General features: G+C 54.7%; 14 protein-coding genes and 1 pseudogene. 10 read left to right on the top strand and 5 right to left on the bottom strand.

Annotated features, from left to right (window positions below):
- Nucleotides 1–814 precede the first annotated feature (814 nt).
- The 8 genes and pseudogenes from rplM to PUZ33_RS03570 all read left to right on the top strand — a co-directional run bounded on the left by rplM (nt 815) and on the right by PUZ33_RS03570 (nt 7,992).
- On the top strand, nt 815–1,243 hold the full coding sequence (gene rplM / locus PUZ33_RS03535; RefSeq protein WP_013098967.1) for a 50S ribosomal protein L13: 429 nt from the start codon (nt 815–817) through the stop codon (nt 1,241–1,243).
- 15 nt (nt 1,244–1,258) lie between these two features.
- Nucleotides 1,259–1,651 carry a 30S ribosomal protein S9 gene (gene rpsI / locus PUZ33_RS03540; protein ID WP_000829818.1) on the top strand — a complete coding sequence of 131 codons (393 nt, stop codon included), beginning with the start codon at nt 1,259–1,261 and terminating at the stop codon, nt 1,649–1,651.
- A gap of 308 nt (nt 1,652–1,959) precedes the next feature.
- The gene (gene sspA, locus PUZ33_RS03545) at nt 1,960–2,598 is read left to right on the top strand and encodes a stringent starvation protein SspA (RefSeq protein ID WP_013098965.1); all 639 of its coding nucleotides are present in this window, start codon (nt 1,960–1,962) and stop codon (nt 2,596–2,598) included.
- Nucleotides 2,599–2,603: 5 nt separating this feature from the next.
- Complete coding sequence (gene sspB / locus PUZ33_RS03550) at nt 2,604–3,101, top strand: ClpXP protease specificity-enhancing factor (protein WP_013098964.1); 498 nt, start codon at nt 2,604–2,606, stop codon at nt 3,099–3,101.
- 421 nt (nt 3,102–3,522) lie between these two features.
- A pseudogene (locus PUZ33_RS03555) lies at nt 3,523–4,193 on the top strand (DUF1120 domain-containing protein).
- 110 nt (nt 4,194–4,303) lie between these two features.
- Nucleotides 4,304–5,011, top strand: coding sequence for a fimbria/pilus chaperone family protein (locus PUZ33_RS03560; RefSeq protein ID WP_045902600.1), 708 nt, complete (start codon nt 4,304–4,306; stop codon nt 5,009–5,011).
- Nucleotides 5,012–5,017: 6 nt separating this feature from the next.
- Nucleotides 5,018–7,444: a fimbrial biogenesis outer membrane usher protein gene (locus PUZ33_RS03565; RefSeq protein WP_058680246.1), complete on the top strand. Its 2,427-nt coding sequence runs from the start codon at nt 5,018–5,020 to the stop codon at nt 7,442–7,444.
- Entirely contained in the window at nt 7,441–7,992 is a 552-nt protein-coding gene (locus PUZ33_RS03570; RefSeq protein WP_013098960.1) for a membrane protein, read from the top strand. Before PUZ33_RS03565 ends, PUZ33_RS03570 begins: the two co-directional genes overlap by 4 nt.
- Nucleotides 7,993–8,022: 30 nt before the next feature.
- On the opposite strand, the gene gltD is transcribed toward PUZ33_RS03570, so the two are convergent.
- Nucleotides 8,023–9,441 carry a glutamate synthase subunit GltD gene (gltD, locus tag PUZ33_RS03575; protein WP_058680247.1) on the bottom strand — a complete coding sequence of 473 codons (1,419 nt, stop codon included), beginning with the start codon at nt 9,439–9,441 and terminating at the stop codon, nt 8,023–8,025.
- Between the two features lie 9 nt (nt 9,442–9,450).
- Entirely contained in the window at nt 9,451–13,911 is a 4,461-nt protein-coding gene (gltB, locus tag PUZ33_RS03580; RefSeq protein WP_058680248.1) for a glutamate synthase large subunit, read from the bottom strand.
- Nucleotides 13,912–14,592: 681 nt separating this feature from the next.
- Here gltB and PUZ33_RS03585 point away from each other — a divergent pair.
- Complete coding sequence (locus PUZ33_RS03585) at nt 14,593–15,534, top strand: TIGR01212 family radical SAM protein (RefSeq protein WP_095908469.1); 942 nt, start codon at nt 14,593–14,595, stop codon at nt 15,532–15,534.
- Here the strand turns inward: PUZ33_RS03585 and PUZ33_RS03590 are convergent.
- The gene (locus PUZ33_RS03590) at nt 15,514–17,016 is read right to left on the bottom strand and encodes a helicase HerA-like C-terminal domain-containing protein (protein WP_013098956.1); all 1,503 of its coding nucleotides are present in this window, start codon (nt 17,014–17,016) and stop codon (nt 15,514–15,516) included. The genes PUZ33_RS03585 and PUZ33_RS03590 overlap by 21 nt on opposite strands.
- A 137-nt stretch (nt 17,017–17,153) precedes the next feature.
- Between PUZ33_RS03590 and PUZ33_RS03595 the strand changes: the two genes are divergently transcribed.
- Nucleotides 17,154–18,800 (top strand): dihydroxyacetone kinase subunit DhaK, encoded by a 1,647-nt coding sequence (locus tag PUZ33_RS03595; RefSeq protein WP_038420702.1) that lies wholly within the window; start codon nt 17,154–17,156, stop codon nt 18,798–18,800.
- A 58-nt stretch (nt 18,801–18,858) separates the two neighbouring features.
- Here the strand turns inward: PUZ33_RS03595 and ahr are convergent, their stop codons facing one another.
- The gene (gene ahr / locus PUZ33_RS03600) at nt 18,859–19,878 is read right to left on the bottom strand and encodes an NADPH-dependent aldehyde reductase Ahr (protein ID WP_038420701.1); all 1,020 of its coding nucleotides are present in this window, start codon (nt 19,876–19,878) and stop codon (nt 18,859–18,861) included.
- An 83-nt stretch (nt 19,879–19,961) separates the two neighbouring features.
- A complete protein-coding gene (locus PUZ33_RS03605) occupies nt 19,962–20,465 on the bottom strand; it encodes a GNAT family N-acetyltransferase (protein ID WP_058680249.1) in 504 nt (167 codons plus the stop codon).
- Nucleotides 20,466–20,478: the final 13 nt, after the last annotated feature.

Genomic DNA, 20,478 nt, shown 5'->3' on the forward strand with positions numbered 1-20,478 from the left:
GACGGGTGCTGTCATACCTGAGTCTGGCAGAAGAAGTCATCCGGCATGAGCCCGGGAAAGTGAGACGGCTGAATATAGTTAACGAGATGAAAAAGCTGGGAAAAGAGTACAGTAATATGGTCATGGTGGCATGACCATATTACTGGGGATCCCTCAGCCCTTGAGGGAGAGGGTTGGGGTGAGGGGGAACATATGGCTGTAGAGGTCATTCCGTTCACTTTATGTTCCTTGCTACTCTGTAACGACATAGCCCGTGAACGTGCCAGGGTGGCTCAGTCGCCACCACCCTGGCGACCCGGGCTCCCGGCGGTAAATCGCCGCTTCGCGGTGCCCTCGGCTTATTCCTTCCGGCTTATCGGGGACGGGCGGAGGTAACATCCCTGTAAATCCGCCCTCTCGGCGCATCCATGCGCCTCGCCCCGGCCTGCAGGAAACGCCTCAGCGATTTACAGCCGGACCAGGGCGTCGCTGTAAGTCATTCATTTTCCTGAAACAACTTTCGTCGCTTTCGGTAAAAAATTACTGGGGATCCCTCAACCCCGTGGGAGAGGGGCTGGGGGTGAGGGCACCGGACCGCAAAAACTCGCCCCCCGAAAAACCCATTCCAAATCACATTTAAGGGTCGATCTTTGACCTCAACTTCTCTATAATCTTGCGACCCCACGTTACGAGAAGGTTTTTTTCCCGAAACTTTCTATGTGTCGGCATGAGCTATTCGAAGGGGTAGGTTTGCCGGACTTTGTCGTGTGAACCTCAACTGACTAAACGTTTGGGTGTTCACCAACGTGTAACTTATTATTTGGGTAAGCTTTTAATGAAAACTTTTACAGCTAAACCAGAAACCGTACAACGCGACTGGTATGTTGTTGACGCGACCGGTAAAACTCTGGGCCGTCTGGCTACTGAACTGGCTCGTCGCCTGCGCGGTAAGCACAAAGCGGAATACACTCCGCACGTTGATACTGGTGACTACATCATCGTTCTGAACGCAGAAAAAGTTGCTGTAACCGGCAACAAGCGCGAAGACAAAATGTACTACCACCACACTGGCCACATCGGTGGTATCAAAGAAGCGACCTTTGAAGAGATGATTGCTCGCCGTCCTGAGCGTGTGATTGAAATCGCGGTTAAAGGCATGCTGCCAAAAGGCCCGCTGGGTCGTGCTATGTTCCGTAAACTGAAAGTTTACGCAGGTAACGAGCACAACCACGCGGCACAGCAACCGCAAGTTCTTGACATCTAATCGGGATTATAGGCAATGGCTGAAAATCAATACTACGGCACTGGTCGCCGCAAAAGTTCCGCAGCTCGCGTGTTCATCAAACCGGGCAACGGTAAAATCGTAATCAACCAGCGTTCTCTGGAACAGTACTTCGGTCGCGAAACTGCCCGCATGGTAGTTCGCCAGCCGCTGGAACTGGTTGATATGGTAGAAAAACTGGATCTGTACATCACCGTTAAAGGTGGTGGTATCTCCGGTCAGGCAGGTGCGATCCGTCACGGTATCACCCGCGCTCTGATGGAGTACGACGAATCCCTGCGTTCTGAACTGCGTAAAGCTGGCTTCGTTACTCGTGACGCTCGTCAGGTTGAACGTAAGAAAGTGGGTCTGCGTAAAGCACGTCGTCGTCCACAGTTCTCCAAACGTTAATCATTTCCTGCTCACGCAGAACGATTGGCGAAAAACCCGCTTCGGCGGGTTTTTTTATGGGTAATGCTCAGGTTATCCACATTATCAATGCATATATCTCCTCTTTTTCCGCATTTCCAGAATCCCCTCACCACAAAGCCATCAAAATCTGGTAAACTATCATCCAATTTTCTGCCCAAATATCGGTGAATACTCGATTTTTGTTCGATTCTTGAACAATGTGTCTTCTCTGGGATGGGCGCTACATCATCTGGCTGGCCCCACCGGGCCGGTAGCAGTAAAAATTCTGAATATACCTGGAGGTTTTCATGGCTGTCGCTGCCAACAAACGTTCGGTAATGACGCTGTTTTCTGGTCCTACTGACATTTATAGCCATCAGGTTCGTATCGTGCTGGCCGAGAAGGGTGTCAGTTTTGAGATCGAGCATGTGGAAAAGGATAACCCACCTCAGGATCTGATCGATCTCAACCCGAGCCAAAGTGTACCAACGCTGGTGGATCGCGAGCTGACCCTGTGGGAATCCCGTATCATTATGGAATACCTGGATGAGCGTTTCCCGCATCCACCGCTGATGCCTGTTTACCCTGTTGCGCGTGGCGAAAGCCGCCTGTACATGCAGCGTATCGAGAAAGACTGGTACACGCTGATGAACGTGATCGAAAACGGCTCTGCTTCAGAAGCAGACGCTGCACGTAAACAACTGCGTGAAGAGCTGCTGGCGATTGCCCCTGTGTTCGGCCAGAAACCATTCTTCCTGAGCGATGAGTTCAGCCTGGTGGACTGCTACCTGGCACCGCTGCTGTGGCGCCTGCCGACACTTGGCGTTGAATTCAGCGGCCCGGGCGCAAAAGAGCTGAAAGGCTATATGACCCGCGTCTTTGAACGCGACTCCTTCCTGGCATCCTTAACTGAACCGGAACGTGAAATGCGTCTCGGCCGGGGCTAATGACTGTGGAAATGTCACAACTTTCACCACGCCGTCCGTATCTGCTGCGCGCCTTCTATGAATGGCTGCTGGATAACCAGCTCACGCCGCACCTGGTTGTGGATGTGACGTTGCCGGGCGTGCTGGTTCCGATGGAATACGCGCGTGACGGACAGATCGTTTTGAACATTGCCCCCCGTGCGGTGGGTAATCTTGAACTGGCGAACGACGAAGTGCGTTTTAACGCGCGTTTCGGCGGCGTACCACGTCAGGTTTCCGTGCCGCTGGCCGCGGTGCTGGCTATCTACGCGCGGGAAAACGGCGCGGGTACGATGTTCGAGCCGGAAGCGGCTTACGATGAAGACGTTGCCAGCCTGAATGAAGACGATGCAACCGGGGAGCGAGACAGCGACACGGTGATGTCGGTTATCGACGGCGACAAACCTGACCGCCAGGATGAAAACGATCCTGATGACGATCCGCCACCACGCGGCGGGCGTCCGGCTCTCAGAGTGGTAAAATAAGCGTCATCCATTATAAAATCCAGCCCTCCTCAGTCGGCTGGATTTTTTTTGCCTATGTAATGATTAAGCGCCTGTTGAACGGATATTTTTTCTATGTATAGATTTGTACAAAATTAAGACAGAGCAATGCTTTATTCTATATGACAGAAATTTTGGAATACAAAGCCATAAAAAATAAATCATCGCAAGCAATAATTATTCTGAATATAAATGGTCTAAAAAGATCTGGAAACCTCTGTTTTATAAATCCTGGCTATTGTTTGAGTAAATCTAAAAAGAAAAGTTAATAAACCTAAGTTGCATGTATTTATCATTTCTATATTATCGCACCATGCATTTTGCAAACGGAGGTAATAGCGACTAACAAGGATGGAATCAGTCGAATTTTATTTTCTATAAATCATAAGTTATGGATTAACTCGTGAAAAAAATTCTATTGGCTACAGCATTATTCCTTTGCGCAAACTCTACGTTTGCCGCTGAAACCGCGATTTTGAAAATTAAAGGGACGCTGACAGCCTCGGCCTGTACTCCTGAATTTAGCAATGGCGGCGTGGTGGACTATGGAATATCCGCTTAGGTGAATTGTCCTCTACGGCGGTGAACCAGTTAGGGCAACGGAATATCGATCTCACCATCACCTGCACGGCAGCAACAAAAGTGGCCTGGAATATGATAGACGATCGCGCCGATTCTAACGCAGGATTAACCGTTTCTGCCGGTACATTTACGGGTGGGGCACAGAGTGCGACTAACCAGACCTATGGCGTTGGCAAAGCAGGCACGGTAAATATTGGCTCTTATGCCATGTTTATGAAGGTGAATAGCGTTACTGCAGACGGAAAATCTGTCGATCCAATATATCAGCAGAATGGCTCAACGACCTGGGCTAAGAGTACTGATGGTTCAAGTCAGGGTGAAAATAATCGTAATATTACCGTCGCATTAGCGGGAAGTATTGACCCACTTGCTTTCCAGACAGCAACATTTCCGCTGGTAACGTCTCTGGCTATTCAGAATACCACAACGCTTGCCATTACCGATGATACCCGGCTGGATGGTCAGTTGACGATCAGCCTAAAGTATCTGTAATTCTTTCAAATTTAAAGTGAGTTAAATTTAATGCAGAGGGAATACGCTTTCTCTCAAAAATAAGCGCCATCAACACGGAATGTTAAGTAGTGCTTTCAAGGAATATACATATGACATGCTCTAAAAAGGTTTTATTTAAAACACTCGCTGCCGCAGCTTTATTCTCTGCGCAGTTTGGCGTACATGCAGCCGGTATGGTGCCAGAAACCAGTCTGCTGGTGATCGATGAAGCGACCCACAGTGGCACCATCAACGTCAAAAATACCGATAGCCATCCGTCGCTGCTGTACACCGACGTGGTGGATCTGCCAGATGATAAAGGCCTGAAACTTGTCACCACTCAGCCCGTGGTACGTCTCGAGCCCGGTCAGACTCAGCAATTGCGCTTCATCCTGCAAACCAGCAAACCGCTGGACGTTGAGCACTACAAGCGTGTGACCTTTGAAGGGATCCCGCCGAAGAGCGATGACAATAAAGTGAAAATTGGCATCAATATTCGTCAGGACCTGCCCGTGCTGATTCGCCCTGCGAAGCTGGCCGTGGTAACCGATGCGTGGAAATTCCTCGACTGGACCGCGTCAGGCACGTCCGTCACGGTAAAAAACCCAAGCAAATATGTTGTGCGTCTGGCACAGAACGTGGTGCTGCAGCCTTCAGGCATCAGCGGATCGCTTGCCAAAACCTACATTTTACCCGGTGAAACCATGACGGTTTCTATGGGCAAATCCGTCAGTGGAAACACGAAAGTGAAGTTTTTCCCGGCCAGCCGCTATGGGGTCGAAGTGCCCAGCTTTATCTCGGATCTCAATAAAAAATAAAGGATTATGGCGGTGCGTAAAAAAAGCCAACTTGCACTTTTTGTGCGCGCTGTGATTTATAGCGCAATACCTCTGATGTTGCTTGATGCTCCCTCCCTCCACGCGAGGGAGGTGACGTTTGATACTGATATCCTGAAATCACGTGGTCTTGGGGCCGATCTAAACCGCTATTTTGCACAAGCGCCGCGCTTTTTACCGGGGACGCATTCCGTTTCTGTCAAAGTGAACGGTAACGATCGCGGAACAGCAGCCGTACGCTTCAGTGAAGACGGAACGATGTGCGTTGATAACGACTTCCTGGAATTTGCAGGTCTCATGCCGGTGCCCATAAAGGCGAATGAGACCTGCCATGATCTGCGTAGCGATTACGCTCAGGCGGTGATCAATCCCTTGCCAAACCAGGAAGCGGTCGAGCTTTATCTGCCAGCGGAAGCACTTAACAGCCTGAGCGCTGATGTCAAAAATTTCCAGCATGGCGGCACGGCAGGCATGCTTAACTACTCGCTCTTCAGCACCAAAAACGAATACAGCGGAAGTGACAGCAGCAGTAACCGTTACTCACAGGCAAGTCTGGAGGCGGGCTTCAACGCGATGGACTGGTCGCTACGCAGCCGCTATATCCTGACGGATGACGACGGCAACCGAAACGCAGAGAGTATTTATACCTACGCAGAGCATGTGTTTGTTCCTCAACGCCTGACCATGCAGGTGGGGGAAATTAACGCCATGTCAGATGTGTTAAGCGGCGTCCCGATTACCGGTGTGCAGTTAATGCCGACCAGCGGTCTGCAGAAAGACAGTTCGGGGGTGAGCGTATCCGGTATTGCCCGAACCTCGCAGGCGCGCGTTGAAGTGCGTCAAAACGGAAGACTCATTTTTAACACGTTAGTACCGGCGGGCCCGTTCACGCTGGATGACGTCCCGATGGTCCGTAACAACGTCGATCTTGACATCACCGTTGTGGAGTCCGACGGTTCGACCAACCGCTACATTGTTCCCGCCGCATCCGTAAAAGCCCGAAATCTTTCAAAACCAAACGGCCTGACCGTTTCGGCGGGCCAGGTGCGTGGTATAGACAGTGACTACAGCGATCCGCTGGTGTTCAACGTATCCGATGGCTGGCGAATTTTCCCCTGGATGAACCTGCTTGCCTCCGGCGTGGTGGCCGAAGATTACCAGGCCGCGGGGGCGCGCACAGAATTTATGGTTACCGATGGCTGGAACGTCTCTACCAGTATGGCCGCCAGCAACGCGCAATTTGGCGACAGTGATAACGGTATCAAAAACGAACTCCAGAGCGATTACTCGTTGACTGAGAATGTCGGCCTGTCTGCCAGCGTGGCGCATTACAGCGGTGATTATCGTGAACTCGCAGATGCCATGGATGATGATTATCAGGGCTATGACAACAGTTATTCGGCCAACGTACGGTGGTCCACAGAATTGGCCGGGGCATTTAGTGCGGGCCTGAGCTACAACCAGGCCGCAGGAGACGGCGAAGATTCCCGCTACTTGCTTCTGTCGTGGGGAAAAACCTTCAAATACGCTTCAATCAACGTGAACTGGCAAAGCGCAGTGGGCAGCACGGATGACGACCAGGACGACGATCTGCTCTATATCAACCTCAGCATTCCGTTAGGCGGTTCGCAGAGCCTGAGTTCGTATATGCGTAAGCAGGGCGACAGCACCAGCTATGGTCTGGCGAACAGCGGGTCGCTGGGGGAGAACACCAACTACTATATTTCTGCCGATCGTGATGACGAATCGCAGGAAAACAGCTTCAACGGCAACATCAACACTAATCTTCACTACACCCAGCTAAGCGTTGGGGGCGGTACCAGCGGCGATCATCAGCGTAACTACAATGCGACCCTGTCTGGCGGCATTGCGATGCACAAAGACGGTGTGACCTTCTCGCCGTATTCCATCAAGGACACGTTTGCCATCGCCAGACTCAGCGAACCGAAAGCGGGCGTTGAGATCACCACGCCGCAGGGCACCGTCTGGACCGACCGCTGGGGCCAGGCTGTCATTCCCGGCCTGACTGAATGGCGTAACTCACGTATCGAAGTGGATGCGAACAAGCTACCGCAGAGCATGACCCTGGCGAACGGAACCAAATATATTGCTGCTGCACATGGCTCGGTAAGCGAAGTGAGCTTTAAAGTATTGAACAGCCGCCGCGTGATGTTACGTATTAAGCAGGCCGACGGGAAGCCGCTGACGAAAGGTCTGTCGGTGGTGGATGATAAAAATAACTACGTGGTGACGGTGGTTGATGACGGACATGTCTTCCTGAACGATGCCGATCAGATTAGCGCGCTTTATGCCGTTGATGATGACAATAACCGTCTGTGCAAACTTGATTTTACGCTTTCTGAAAAGCACGACGAAGACGCGTTTTACGAAGAAGTTAACGGAGTATGTCGATGAACATTCAACGTCTGGCTGCGCTATTGCTGCTTGCTTTGCCGTGCCTTTCTTATGCTGACGATTGTCAGCTAACGCTCTCTCAGCCGGTTGTGGATTATCACCAGATGCGGCGTGACAGCATTGTCACCAGCCAGCAGAGCTGGAACAAAATGCCGGAAAAAGACATAAATGTCAGCGTCTATTGCCCGGAAAAACAGCAGATGGCGACGCTGTTACAGGGGGCTTCTGGTCAGAAAGGGCGTTTTCAGTTTGGTCAGAACGGTGGTGTGGCGATAAAGGTCAGCAACCTGACGCTGGATGGTAAAAGCTACAACGTAGGGAAAACAACGGATCAGGTGAATTTTACGCCGGATACTGATAATGGGTCATCGCTCTATATCCGCAATAACGAGGCTGTCGTGGCGGTTGAAAACGGCAGGGTACCCAGCGGCCAGCAGATGAACTTTACCGTCACCATTTTCCCGGTGCTCAATGACAGCGCGTTTAACCATATTTCGGATCAAACCGCGCTGGAGACCGATTTAACCTGGCAACTGCTTAAAAAATAAAAGTTGGCCCGGCAATCGCCGGGCCATTTTTTACACTTCCAGATAGTTCAGTATACCGTCTGCCGCCTTACGGCCTTCGGCAATTGCCGTCACCACCAGGTCAGAACCACGAACGATATCACCACCGGCGAAGATTTTCGGGTTGCTGGTCTGGAACGCATTGTCGCTGCCTTCTGGCGCGATAATACGACCCTGCGAATCCAGCTCAACGCTGTGCTTCGCCAGCCACTCCATGCTGTGAGGACGGAAACCGAACGCCATGACGACCGCGTCAGCCGGGATCACGTGCTCAGAACCAGCCACGATCTCCGCGCGACGACGGCCTTTGGCATCCGGGGCACCCATCTCGGTGCGCGCCATCTTCACGCCGCTCACTTTACCGTTGGCATTCACTTCAATACCCAGAGGCTGGATGTTGAACTGGAACTCCACGCCCTCTTCACGCGCGTTTTTCACTTCGCGTTTTGAGCCCGGCATGTTCTCTTCGTCACGACGGTAAGCACAGATTACGTGCGCCGCGTTCTGACGAATGGAGGTACGCACGCAGTCCATCGCGGTGTCACCACCGCCCAGTACCACCACGCGTTTGCCTTCCATGCTGACGTAAGGCTCGTCAGCCGTTTCGCCATACCCCATGATCTGTTTGGTGTTGGCAATCAGGAACGGCAGCGCGTCGTACACGCCTGGCGCGTCTTCGTTCTCGAGTCCGCCACGCATGGACTGATAGGTGCCCACGCCCAGGAACACGGCGTCGTAATCCTTCAGCAGATCGTCGAGCTGCACGTCGCGGCCCACTTCTATATTCAGTTTGAACTCAATGCCCATGCCGGTGAAGATTTCACGGCGACGGGTCATAACCTCTTTCTCCAGCTTGAAGGCCGGGATACCGAAGGTCAGCAGGCCGCCGATCTCCGGATGACGGTCAAAGACCACCGCCTTCACGCCGTTACGGGTCAGGACATCCGCACAGGCCAGGCCCGCCGGACCCGCGCCGATGATCGCCACGCGCTTATCGGTTTGCTTCACGCCGGTCATATCCGGACGCCAGCCCATCTCAAACGCTTTATCGTTGATGTAGCGCTCAATGTTACCGATGGTCACCGCGCCAAACTCGTCGTTCAGCGTACAGGAGCCTTCACACAGACGGTCCTGCGGACACACGCGGCCGCACACTTCTGGCAGGGTGTTGGTCTGGTGAGAAAGCTCGGCGGCTTCAAAAATACGCCCTTCGTTGGCCAGCTTCAGCCAGTTAGGGATGTAGTTATGGACCGGACATTTCCACTCACAGTAAGGGTTACCACAGGACAGGCAGCGGTCTGCCTGTGCTTTGGCCTGGCCTTCTGAAAACGGCTCATAGATTTCTACAAATTCAATTTTACGGATCTTCAGCGGTTTCTTTGGCGGATCAACACGCTGCAGGTCGATAAACTGGTATACGTTCTGGCTCATCTGAATTCCTTACTGCGCCTGCACACGCAGCTCTGCTGCGCTACGACTACGGTGACCCAACAGGGCTTTAACATCGCTGGACTTCGGTTTAACCAGCGCGAATTTCGCAGAGAACGCCGGCCAGTTCGCCAGGATCTCTTCGCCGCGCGAAGAACCGGTATGCTGCACGTGTTCGGTAATCAAACCGCGCAGGTGTTCTTCGTGGATCGCCAGCGTATCAACGTCCAGCACTTCCACCAGTTCTGGGTTCACGCGTTTGCGGAACTCACCATCTTCATCCAGGACGTATGCAAAACCGCCCGTCATGCCTGCGCCAAAGTTCACGCCGGTTTTCCCCAGCACGCAAACAATCCCGCCCGTCATGTATTCACAGCCGTTATCGCCAATGCCTTCCACCACGGTGATAGCACCGGAGTTACGCACCGCAAAACGCTCACCCGCACGGCCCGCGGCAAACAGACGGCCACCGGTCGCGCCGTAAAGGCAGGTGTTACCGATGATGCTGGCTTCGTGACTGCGGAATGCAGAGCCCACCGGAGGACGCACCGCCAGCAGACCACCCGCCATGCCTTTACCGACGTAGTCGTTAGCATCGCCAGTCAGGTACAGCTCAACGCCGCCGGCATTCCACACGCCGAAGCTCTGACCCGCCGTACCGCTGAAGTGCGCGGTGATCGGATCCGCTGCCAGCCCCTGATCGCCGTGCGTTTGCGCGATGTAACCAGAGAGCGACGCACCCACAGAGCGGTCGGTGTTGCGGATATCAAACCAGAACGTTTTGTTCTGCTTCTCATCCACATATGGCTTCGCCTGCTGCAGCAGCTGCGCGTTCAGCACGCCATTGTCGAACGGCGGGTTGTTCTCGGTGCAGTAGACCGCTTTACCCGGATGCGGCTCGGCCGTTTCCAGCAGCTTGCCCAGATCCAGTTTCTGCTGTTTGGCAGTGAAACCGTCCAGCTCTTTCAGCAGGTCGGTACGGCCAATCAGATCCACCAGACGTTTTACACCCAGTTGCGCCATCAGCTCGCGGGTTTCACGGGCGATGAAGTCAAAGTAGTTTGTCACTTTGAACGGCAGGCCGTGATAGTGGTTCTTACGCAGCTTCTCGTCCTGGGTTGCAACGCCGGTCGCACAGTTGTTCAGGTGGCAAATACGCAGGTATTTACAGCCCAGCGCAACCATCGGGCCGGTACCAAAGCCGAAGCTTTCCGCACCCAGAATCGCCGCTTTGATGATGTCGAGGCCGGTTTTCAGACCGCCGTCCACCTGCAGACGGATCTTATGACGCAGACCGTTTGCCACCAGAGCCTGTTGGGTTTCCACCAGGCCCAGCTCCCACGGACAACCCGCGTATTTCACGGAAGAGAGCGGGCTTGCGCCGGTACCACCGTCATAACCGGCAATGGTGATGAGATCCGCATAGGCTTTCGCCACACCGGTCGCGATGGTGCCGACGCCCGGTTCGGAAACCAGCTTCACGGAAATCATCGCTTTCGGGTTGACCTGTTTCAGGTCGAAAATCAGCTGCGCCAGATCCTCGATAGAGTAGATATCGTGGTGCGGCGGCGGGGAGATCAGCGTCACGCCCGGTACCGAGTAACGCAGTTTAGCGATGTACGGGGTGACTTTATCACCCGGTAACTGACCGCCTTCGCCCGGTTTTGCCCCCTGAGCGACTTTAATCTGAATGACGTCGGCGTTAACCAGGTACGCAGGCGTTACGCCAAAGCGACCGGATGCCACCTGCTTGATACGGGACACTTTATTGGTGCCGTAGCGGGCAGGATCTTCACCGCCTTCACCGGAGTTAGAGTTACCGCCGATGCTGTTCATCGCTTCGGCCAGCGCCTCGTGGGCTTCCGGGCTTAATGCGCCGATGGACATCGCAGCGGTGTCGAAGCGTTTAAACAGCTCAGACGCAGGCTCTACGTCGTCGATGCTGACCGCTTCATCACCCGGGTTCAGCGCCAGCAGATCGCGCAGCGTGGCCGCCGGGCGGTTGTTCACCAGCTCAGCATACTGCTGATAATCGCTGTACTCGCCGCTCTGGACGGCCTGCTGCAGCGTGCGCACCACGTCCGGGTTGTAGGCGTGATACTCGCCACCGTGAACGTACTTCAGCAGACCACCTTGCTCCAGCGGCTTACGTGCCAGCCAGGCGCGCTTAGACAGGTTCACCAGATCCTGCTGGAAGTCGGCAAAACCGGCTCCACCGATGCGGCTAACCACGCCCTGGAAGCAGAGGTTTGCCACGTCGTTATGCAGGCCAACCGCTTCAAACAGCTTCGAGCAGCGGTAAGAGGCGATGGTCGAGATGCCCATTTTGGACATGATCTTGTAAAGGCCTTTGTTGATGCCGTTACGGTAGTTCAGCATCACGGTACGGTAATCTTTGTCGATCGCGCGGGTGTCCACCAGACGAGCCAGCGTTTCGTAGGCCAGGTATGGATAGATCGCCGTCGCACCAAAGCCTAACAGCACGGCGAAGTGGTGCGGATCGCGTGCGCTTGCGGTTTCAACAATGATGTTGGCGTCGCAGCGCAGGCTCTTATCGACCAGGCGCGTCTGGATAGCCCCCACCGCCATTGGCGCAGGCACCGGCAGGCGGTTCTTCGCAATGTTACGGTCAGACAGCACCAGCAGAACGGTGCCGTTACGCACCATCTGTTCCGCTTTGTCACACAGCGCGTTCACCGTCTCTTCGAGGGTCGCTTCGGTCACGTCGAAGGTAATATCGAGCGTGTCTGCACGGTAGTGATCCTCTTTCAGCGTGGTGAGCTGTTTGAAATCGGAGTAAAGCAGGATCGGAGATTTAAAGGTCAGGCGGTGAGCCTGGCCTTCTGCCTCGCAGAAGACGTTCATCTCGCGACCAATGCTTGTTGCCAATGACATGACGTGGGCTTCACGCAGCGGGTCGATTGGCGGGTTGGTCACCTGTGCAAACTGTTGACGGAAGTAGTCATAAATTACACGCGGCTGGCTGGAGAGCACGGCAAACGGGGTATCGTCACCCATGGAGCCGACAGCCTCCTGGCCGTTTTCACCAAGCACGCGGATGACGGAATCCAGCTCTTCCGCACTGTAGTTAAACTGCTTCTGGAAGCTTGCCAGCGTATCGTCGTCCAGCTCGCGGCTGCCCACTTCTTCGTCCGGCAGATCTTCGAACGGCACCAGACGGCGCACGTTTTTCTCCATCCACTCTTTATAGGGATGGCGGCTCTTCAGATCGTTGTCTGTTTCAGCGGAGTGCAGAATACGCCCACCGCGGGTATCGATAACCATCAGCTCGCCCGGCCCAACGCGGCCTTTCTCAACCACTTCGTCAGCCTGGTAATCCCAGATACCGACTTCTGAGGCGCAGGTGATGAGCTTGTCTTTGGTGATGACGTAGCGCGCCGGACGCAGACCGTTACGGTCCAGGTTACAGGCGGCAAAACGACCGTCGGACATGACGATGCCCGCCGGGCCATCCCATGGCTCCATGTGCATGGAGTTAAAGTCAAAGAATGCGCGCAGCTCCGGATCCATATCCGGGTTGTTCTGCCAGGCCGGTGGCACGAGCAGACGCATGGCACGCACGATATCCATGCCGCCTGCCAGCAGCAGTTCCAGCATGTTATCCATGGAGCTGGAGTCAGAGCCGGTTTCGTTAACGAACGGCGCAGCATCATGCAGGTCCGGGATCAGTGGGGTCTGGAACTTATAGGTACGGGCGCGCGCCCACTGGCGGTTACCGGTGATGGTGTTGATCTCGCCGTTGTGCGCCAGATAGCGGAACGGCTGTGCCAGCGGCCAGCGTGGAACGGTGTTGGTGGAGAAGCGCTGGTGGAACAGGCAAATGGCCGATTCCAGACGCAGGTCCGCCAGGTCCAGGTAGAAGCGCGGCAGGTCAGCCGGCATACACAGACCTTTATAGATGTTCACCAGGTTCGAGAGGCTACAGACATAGAACTCTTTGTCGTCCTGGAGACGTTTTTCAATGCGGCGGCGGGCAATAAACAGACGGCGTTCCATATCACGTGGACGCCAGCCCGCAGGCGCATTAACAAAAATCTGTTCAATACGAGGCAGCGAGGAGAGGGCGATTTCACCGAGCACCCCTTCGTTGGTTGGCACATCGCGCCAGCCGACAATAGACAGGGTTTCACGCTGAAGTTCTTCTTCAACGATGCGGCGTGAGGCGGCAGCTTTTTCAGGATCCTGATTCAGGAACAGCATACCGACAGCGTAGTTTTTGGCTAAACGCCAGCCGCGCTCTTCCGCCACGATACGGAAGAAACGATCCGGTTTTTGCAGCAGCAGGCCGCAACCGTCGCCGGTTTTACCATCGGCAAGAATGGCACCACGGTGCTGCATACGGGCCAGTGCGTGAATAGCAGTACGCACTACCTTGTGGCTAGGTTCGCCTTCTATGTGGGCGATCAGGCCGAAACCACAGTTATCCTTCTCAAGGGATTTATCGTACAACATATCAGTGAACCTCCCCAGGCTCGTCGGGCTTCCCACTGAACCGTGGCGCACAGGCACAGAAAGAGCATGGCGACGGGGTTTGCGTTTCATACGCGGACCTCGCATTCGCCCTCTTTTCATCCTTTCGCGCAGGTAAACAAGTTTGAGGACTTGCTTCAGAGGGAATCTCAATTACTGCATAAATATGATGAGCAGGCCGCTCATCCAGAAAGCTTCCAGCGGATTTCCAACTTATCGGGAATTGGTACACAGGTCAAATGGCAATCTTATTTATACAAAAATGTGCTATAGAGAAGGTAATCCATTGTATATAAAAGATATTTAACTATTTTTACAACCGCTAAGCGCCCTGCGAAGTCGCAGCGGAGTGTGATCTGACTCACTATATGAAAGCGGTATTATTGATGCAGCGTGCTGAATGGCGGTTTTTTTACAGGATAATAAACTGCTGTGTGGTTTAAACCCGCATAAAGTCACTGTTTTTCAGTGCTGGCGTTATAAATAAAAAAAACAATCAGAACATAAGGAAAAGTAATCACGTTTGGCGTGAATGAAATTGCAGTAATCTTGAGTAGTTATTCAAATAGATAAAGGCCAGCCAGGGCGATTGATCCAGGTCATCGCCGATGGTGGCTAAAAATGGCAGGCTTGTCCCCTTTCTTCGGGACGGTCTATCAGATTATGCAGTTACAGAAATTAGTCAATATGTTTGGTGGGGATCTTTTGCAGCGCTACGGGCAAAAGGTTCACAAGCTGACGCTGCATGGCGGTTTTAGCTGCCCGAATCGCGATGGTACGCTCGGGCGCGGCGGCTGCACCTTCTGTAACGTGGCCTCCTTTGCGGACGAGGCGCAGCAGCATAAATCTATCGCGGAACAGCTCGCGCATCAGGCCCGTCTTGTGAACCGGGCAAAGCAGTATCTGGCCTATTTCCAGGCCTACACCAGCACATGGGCGGAAGTGCAGGTGCTGCGTTCGATGTATCAACAGGCGGTCGCTCAGGCGAACATTGTCGGGCTGTGTGTCGGTACGCGTCCGGACTGCGTGCCCGACGCGGTGCTGGATTTACTCAGCGAGTATAAAGAGCAGGGCTATGAGATCTGGCTGGAACTAGGCCTGCAAAGCGCGCATGACAAAACCCTGCACCGTATTAATCGCGGCCATGATTTTGCCTGCTATCAGCGCACCACCCGCCTGGCCCGCGAACGTGGCCTGAAAGTCTGCACGCATCTGATTGTCGGCCTGCCGGGAGAAGGGCAGCAGCATGGCCTGGAGACGCTGGAAAAAGTCGTTGAGACAGGCGTGGACGGGATCAAGCTGCACCCGCTGCATATTGTGCAGGGCAGCATTATGGCCAAAGCCTGGCAAGCCGGGCGGTTAAACGGCATCGCACTCGACGAGTATACGGTAACGGCAGGGGAGATGATCCGTCATACGCCGCCCGAAATTGTTTATCACCGTATCTCCGCCAGCGCCCGCCGTCCAACGCTTCTGGCACCGCTGTGGTGTGAGAACCGCTGGACGGGGATGGTGGAGATTGACCGCTATCTGCATGAGCACGGTGTGCAGGGCTCGGCGCTGGGACGGCCGTGGGTTGCTCCGCTACCGGCGGCGACCGCCTAACAAACTCCCCAGCATGCCGCGCACTATCTGATTCGTGACCTGCCGCGCGGCGCTTTTCGCCATTGTCTGCACAACGCCATCGCGCTTGCCGCCGCGCGGCCCGGTACTGCCAAACAAAATGTCTTTCAGCCCGCCCAGAATGCCGTCATCCACCGCGACTGACTGCCCCCTGGCGGGTGGGGCGTCCTGCGAGTCGGTGGTGGCCTGTACCCCTTTTTGCAGCATCTCGAAGGCAGATTCGCGATCTACTTCATCTTCGTATTTCCCGTAAACCGGGGAGTGGTTAATCAGGCCGTTGCGCTCATCGTCCGTTACCGGCCCCATTCGTGAGCAAGGGGCAATCACCATGGCGCGTTCTACAATGGACGGACTGCCTTTGGCATCCAGGAAGGAGATCAGCGCTTCACCGGTACCCAGCGCCTGAATCGCCGCTTCGGTATCAAAGGCCGGGTTCGCGCGCATGGTTTGTGCGGCAGCTTTGACGGCTTTCTGATCTTTTGGCGTAAAGGCGCGCAGGGCGTGCTGGACGCGATTACCGAGCTGCCCCAGCACGTTATCGGGGATATCCGACGGGTTTTGCGAAACAAACCACACGCCGACGCCTTTGGAGCGGATCAGCCGGATAACCTGCTCGATCTTGTCCAGCAGCACCTGCGGCGCATCGTTGAACAGCAGGTGCGCTTCGTCGAAGAAGAACACCAGCTTCGGCTTCTCAAGGTCGCCCGCCTCCGGCAGCTGTTCGTAAAGTTCAGAGAGCATCCACAGCAGGCTGGCGGCGTAGAGTTTCGGCATCTGATAGAGCTTCTCTGAGCTCAGAATGTTGATGATGCCTTTGCCGTTGCTGTCAGTGCGCATCCAGTCTTTGATATCGAGCATCGGCTCGCCGAAGAAATGCTCTGCACCCTGTTGCTCCAGCGTCAGTAACCCGCGCTGAATGGCCCCCACGGAGGCACTGCTGATGTTGCCGTACTGGTTCTGGAAGGATTTAGCGTTATCGCCGATGTATTGGGTAATGGCGCGCAGATCTTTGAAATCGAGCAGCAGCAGCCCCTGATCGTCGGCAATACGGAAGATGATGTTCAACACCCCGGACTGGACATCGTTGAGATTCAGAAGACGGGCCAGCAGCAGCGGGCCAAGATCGGAGACGGTGGCACGTACCGGATGACCTTTCTCACCAAAGATATCCCAGACAACTACCGGGTTGTTGTGCGGCGTCCAGTCATTGACGCCGATATTTTTCAGACGCTCAAGGAGTTTTTCTGAGGGTGCCCCCTCCTGAGCCACACCGGTTAAATCGCCTTTTACATCGGCCATAAAGACCGGCACGCCAATCTCAGAGAGCGATTCGGCCAGCTTCTGCAGGGTAACGGTTTTCCCCGTCCCGGTGGCGCCGGTGATCAGGCCGTGACGGTTCGCCATCGCAGGCAGTAAAAACAGCTCTTTCTCCAGCGTCCTGGCAATTAACAATGGTGTACTCATGATACTCATCCTCTCTTAGTCCTGGGTGGAGTATAGGCAACCTGACGGCAAAATGGCGTTAAAAATTCCTTACTTTGCGGCGTATTACCCAGCGCGGACTATGCTTTTGCATACGGTTCACAACAAGTTGAGAATGTATGTCCAGATTCTTTTTTAATAATCGCAAACAACTGGTCAACGATGCTATAGAAGGCATTCTGATTTCTGCTCCGCACGGTAACCTCGTCAAGCTTGATGTTGATCCTGCCATTCGCATTGTGGCCCGCAGCGACTGGGACAAGAGCCGCGTGGCGGTGATCTCCGGTGGTGGTTCCGGCCACGAGCCTGCACACGCCGGGTTTGTCGGCAAAGGTATGTTGACGGCAGCAGTGTGCGGCGATCTGTTCGCCTCGCCGAGCGTGGATGCGGTGCTGAATGCCATTGTGGCGGTGACGGGCGACCGTGGCTGCCTGCTGATCGTTAAAAACTACACCGGTGACCGCCTGAATTTTGGTCTGGCGGCAGAAAAGGCGAAACGCTACGGCCTGAAGGTGGAGATGGTCATTGTGGCAGACGATATTGCGCTGCCGGACAACAAACAGCCGCGCGGCATTGCCGGTACGGCGCTGGTTCATAAGATCGCGGGTTATGCCGCAGAGCACGGAAAATCGCTGAGTGAAGTGCGTGATATTGCGCAACAGGCCTGCGATAACCTCTGGAGCCTGGGCGTTGCAATGCAAACGTGTAATCTGCCGGGAAGCGACGAGGAAGAAGGGCGCATTAAGCAAGGTCATGTCGAGCTGGGTCTGGGCATTCATGGTGAGCCGGGGGCTTCCGTCGTGGATACGCAGAACAGTAAAGCGATTATCGACACGCTGGTGACGCCGCTCAAGGCGAAGGCGGGTGACGGGCGCTTCGCAGTGTTGATCAATAACCTGGGGGGCGTATCAGCGCTTGAGATGGCTCTGCTCACCAAAGAGCTGGCCCACTCGGCACTGAAAGATAACCTGGCGTACCTGATTGGCCCGGCACCGCTGGTGAGCGCCCTGGATATGAAGGGCTTTTCGCTGACGCTGCTGAAGCTAAACGATCTGTTCGAAAAAGCCCTTCATGAAGAGGTTGAGACGCTGGGCTGGCAGAAGCCGGTGGCGTTTGCCCCGCTGCGTACCCAGGAACATAGCGCGATCCATGACCGCGTGGAGTTTACCCCGTCCGCAAATCCGCAGGTGGGCGAATATGTCTCTGTGGTGACAAAGACGTTGATTCAGCTGGAAAACCGTCTGAACGCGCTGGATGCGAAAGTGGGGGATGGCGATACCGGATCCACCTTTGCGCAAGGGGCGCGGGAGATTGCGCAGCGTCTGGAGGAGAACAACCTTCCTCTTAACGACGTGTCGACATTACTTCTGCTGGTGGGCGAGCGGCTGGCAACGGTGATGGGCGGATCGAGTGGCGTATTAATGTCGATCTTTTTCACGGCAGCCGGACAAAAGCTGCATGACGGACAATCGCTTGCGGATGCATTGCTGAGCGGGCTGGCACAGATGAAGCAGTATGGCGGGGCCGATCTCGGCGATCGCACGCTGATCGATGCGCTACAGCCGGCGCTGGAGACGTTACAGAAAAACGATCTTCAGGCGGCGGCGCAGGCGGCACAGCAGGGCGCAGAGGCAACGGCCAGAATGGGCAAAGCGGGCGCGGGACGTTCGTCGTATGTGAATAAAGAGAATCTGGATGGGGTAATGGATCCGGGAGCGGTTGCGGTGGCAGAGGTGTTTAAGGCCATGGTAGAAGCAAAACGGTAACAATCGTTACCGTTTTTAGTGTTTGCGCCCTCTCCCTGTGGGAGAGGGGTGTGTCACATTAAAAATCTGCTTTCAACACCACACGGTAACGGGCTTTGCCGTCACGCACGTGCTGGATCGCTTCGTTGATTTTCGACATCGGATAGAGTTCGGTGGTTGGCGATACTTTCGTGCGCCCGGCGAACTTCATCAGTTTGCGCAACTCGAACGGCGTGCCGGTTGCAGAGCCGGACACGCTGCGATCCCCGCCGATCAGGGTAAACGCCGGAACCGGCAGCGGCTTCAGCACGGCACCTACCGTATGGAAGTTACCGCCGTAGGCCAGTGCTTCAAAGTACGGCTGCCAGTCGAGATCGACATTAACGGTGTTGATGATCAGATCGAATTGACCCGCCAGTGCTTTCAGCGCGTCTGGATCGCGGCTGTTCACCACTTTATCCGCCCCCATCGCCAGCACTTCTTGCTCTTTCGCCGGGTTAGAACTGAATGCCGTCACTTCGCAGCCCATCGCGTGCAGCAGTTTGATGGCAATATGACCGAGCCCCCCGATACCAATCACACCCACACGGCTGGTGGCGGTGATATGGTGCATCAGCAGCGGTTTAAAGACGGTAATGCCGCCGCACAGCAGCGGGCCTGCGGATTCGATATCAATGCTGTCCGGCAGCGGAATGACCCACTGCCAGTCGGCGCGCAGTTTATCGGCAAAACCGCCCTTGTTGAGGATGGTTGGAACGGCGCCTTCAAGGCAGTTGATCTGGTTGCCGCTGATACAGGCGTCGCAATGACCGCAGCTGCGTGCCGTCCAGCCAATACCCACGCGCTGGCCCACTTTCAGGCCTTTGTCCTGCGCAGCGCTGCCGAGCGCCACGACGCGGCCAATCACTTCGTGTCCGGCGATCAGTGGATAGCTTGAAAAGCCCCATTCGTTGTCGATCATGGAGAGGTCCGAGTGGCAGATCCCGCAGTAATCAACCTGTACTTCGACGTCTTCCGCTTTTAGTTCGCCCGCATCGTACTCGTACAGTTCAAGTTCTGCACCCGCCTGCGGTGCGGCGTAGCTTTTTATCTTCGACATCGTGTTTCCCCCGTTATGGTGTGAACTGAGAGTGTAGAGCATTCAGTTAACCACCGCTTAACAGAAGAGGGCAGCAAAAGTATTTACAGCGTTTTCAGCATCCTGACTTCGCAATCGACGTGGCCGGTGCAGCCCAGCGGCGCATCGATATGCTGAAAGCCCAGATGTTCATACAGGCCGATGGCCTCTTTGAGGAAGGCGGTTGTTTCGAGGTAACAGCGTGTAAAACCCTGATTGCGGGCATGTTCGAGTGCAACCAGCGCCAGTTTTTTCGCCAGGCCTTGCCCGCGAACTGATGGCAGGAAATACATTTTCTGCAGCTCGCAGATATCCGGCTCGCTGCAGCTGAGCGGAGCAACGCCGCCGCCGCCCACCACCTGGCCATTCTGCTCAATAACCCAGTAGGCATGGCCCGGCTGGCTGTAAAGCTGGAACAGCTCGTCCAGATTTGGATCAGCAACCGTATAGCCTTTATCAGCCGTCAGGCCATATTCGGCAGAAACCGTACGGATAACGGCGGCGATAGCCGGGTTGTCCTGCACAGCGATCCGACGCATCGTCGTCGCGACGGGGGTAATCACGCTCATAGCATTACTCATT

It is taken from the genome of Enterobacter cloacae complex sp. 2022EL-00981 (assembly GCF_028737495.1).
Lineage (GTDB): Bacteria > Pseudomonadota > Gammaproteobacteria > Enterobacterales > Enterobacteriaceae > Enterobacter > Enterobacter cloacae.

Excerpts from the sequence above, each read along its gene's own strand:
- sspA (WP_013098965.1), top strand. The coding sequence starts at position 1,960 with ATGGCTGTCGCTGCCAACAAACGTTCGGTAATGACGCTGTTTTCTGGT.
- PUZ33_RS03560 (WP_045902600.1), top strand. The coding sequence starts at position 4,304 with ATGACATGCTCTAAAAAGGTTTTATTTAAAACACTCGCTGCCGCAGCT.
- PUZ33_RS03585 (WP_095908469.1), top strand. The coding sequence starts at position 14,593 with ATGCAGTTACAGAAATTAGTCAATATGTTTGGTGGGGATCTTTTGCAG.
- rpsI (WP_000829818.1), top strand. The coding sequence starts at position 1,259 with ATGGCTGAAAATCAATACTACGGCACTGGTCGCCGCAAAAGTTCCGCA.
- gltD (WP_058680247.1), bottom strand. The coding sequence starts at position 9,441 with ATGAGCCAGAACGTATACCAGTTTATCGACCTGCAGCGTGTTGATCCG.
- gltB (WP_058680248.1), bottom strand. The coding sequence starts at position 13,911 with ATGTTGTACGATAAATCCCTTGAGAAGGATAACTGTGGTTTCGGCCTG.
- ahr (WP_038420701.1), bottom strand. The coding sequence starts at position 19,878 with ATGTCGAAGATAAAAAGCTACGCCGCACCGCAGGCGGGTGCAGAACTT.
- PUZ33_RS03570 (WP_013098960.1), top strand. The coding sequence starts at position 7,441 with ATGAACATTCAACGTCTGGCTGCGCTATTGCTGCTTGCTTTGCCGTGC.
- rplM (WP_013098967.1), top strand. The coding sequence starts at position 815 with ATGAAAACTTTTACAGCTAAACCAGAAACCGTACAACGCGACTGGTAT.
- PUZ33_RS03590 (WP_013098956.1), bottom strand. The coding sequence starts at position 17,016 with ATGAGTACACCATTGTTAATTGCCAGGACGCTGGAGAAAGAGCTGTTT.
- PUZ33_RS03565 (WP_058680246.1), top strand. The coding sequence starts at position 5,018 with ATGGCGGTGCGTAAAAAAAGCCAACTTGCACTTTTTGTGCGCGCTGTG.
- PUZ33_RS03595 (WP_038420702.1), top strand. The coding sequence starts at position 17,154 with ATGTCCAGATTCTTTTTTAATAATCGCAAACAACTGGTCAACGATGCT.
- PUZ33_RS03605 (WP_058680249.1), bottom strand. The coding sequence starts at position 20,465 with ATGAGCGTGATTACCCCCGTCGCGACGACGATGCGTCGGATCGCTGTG.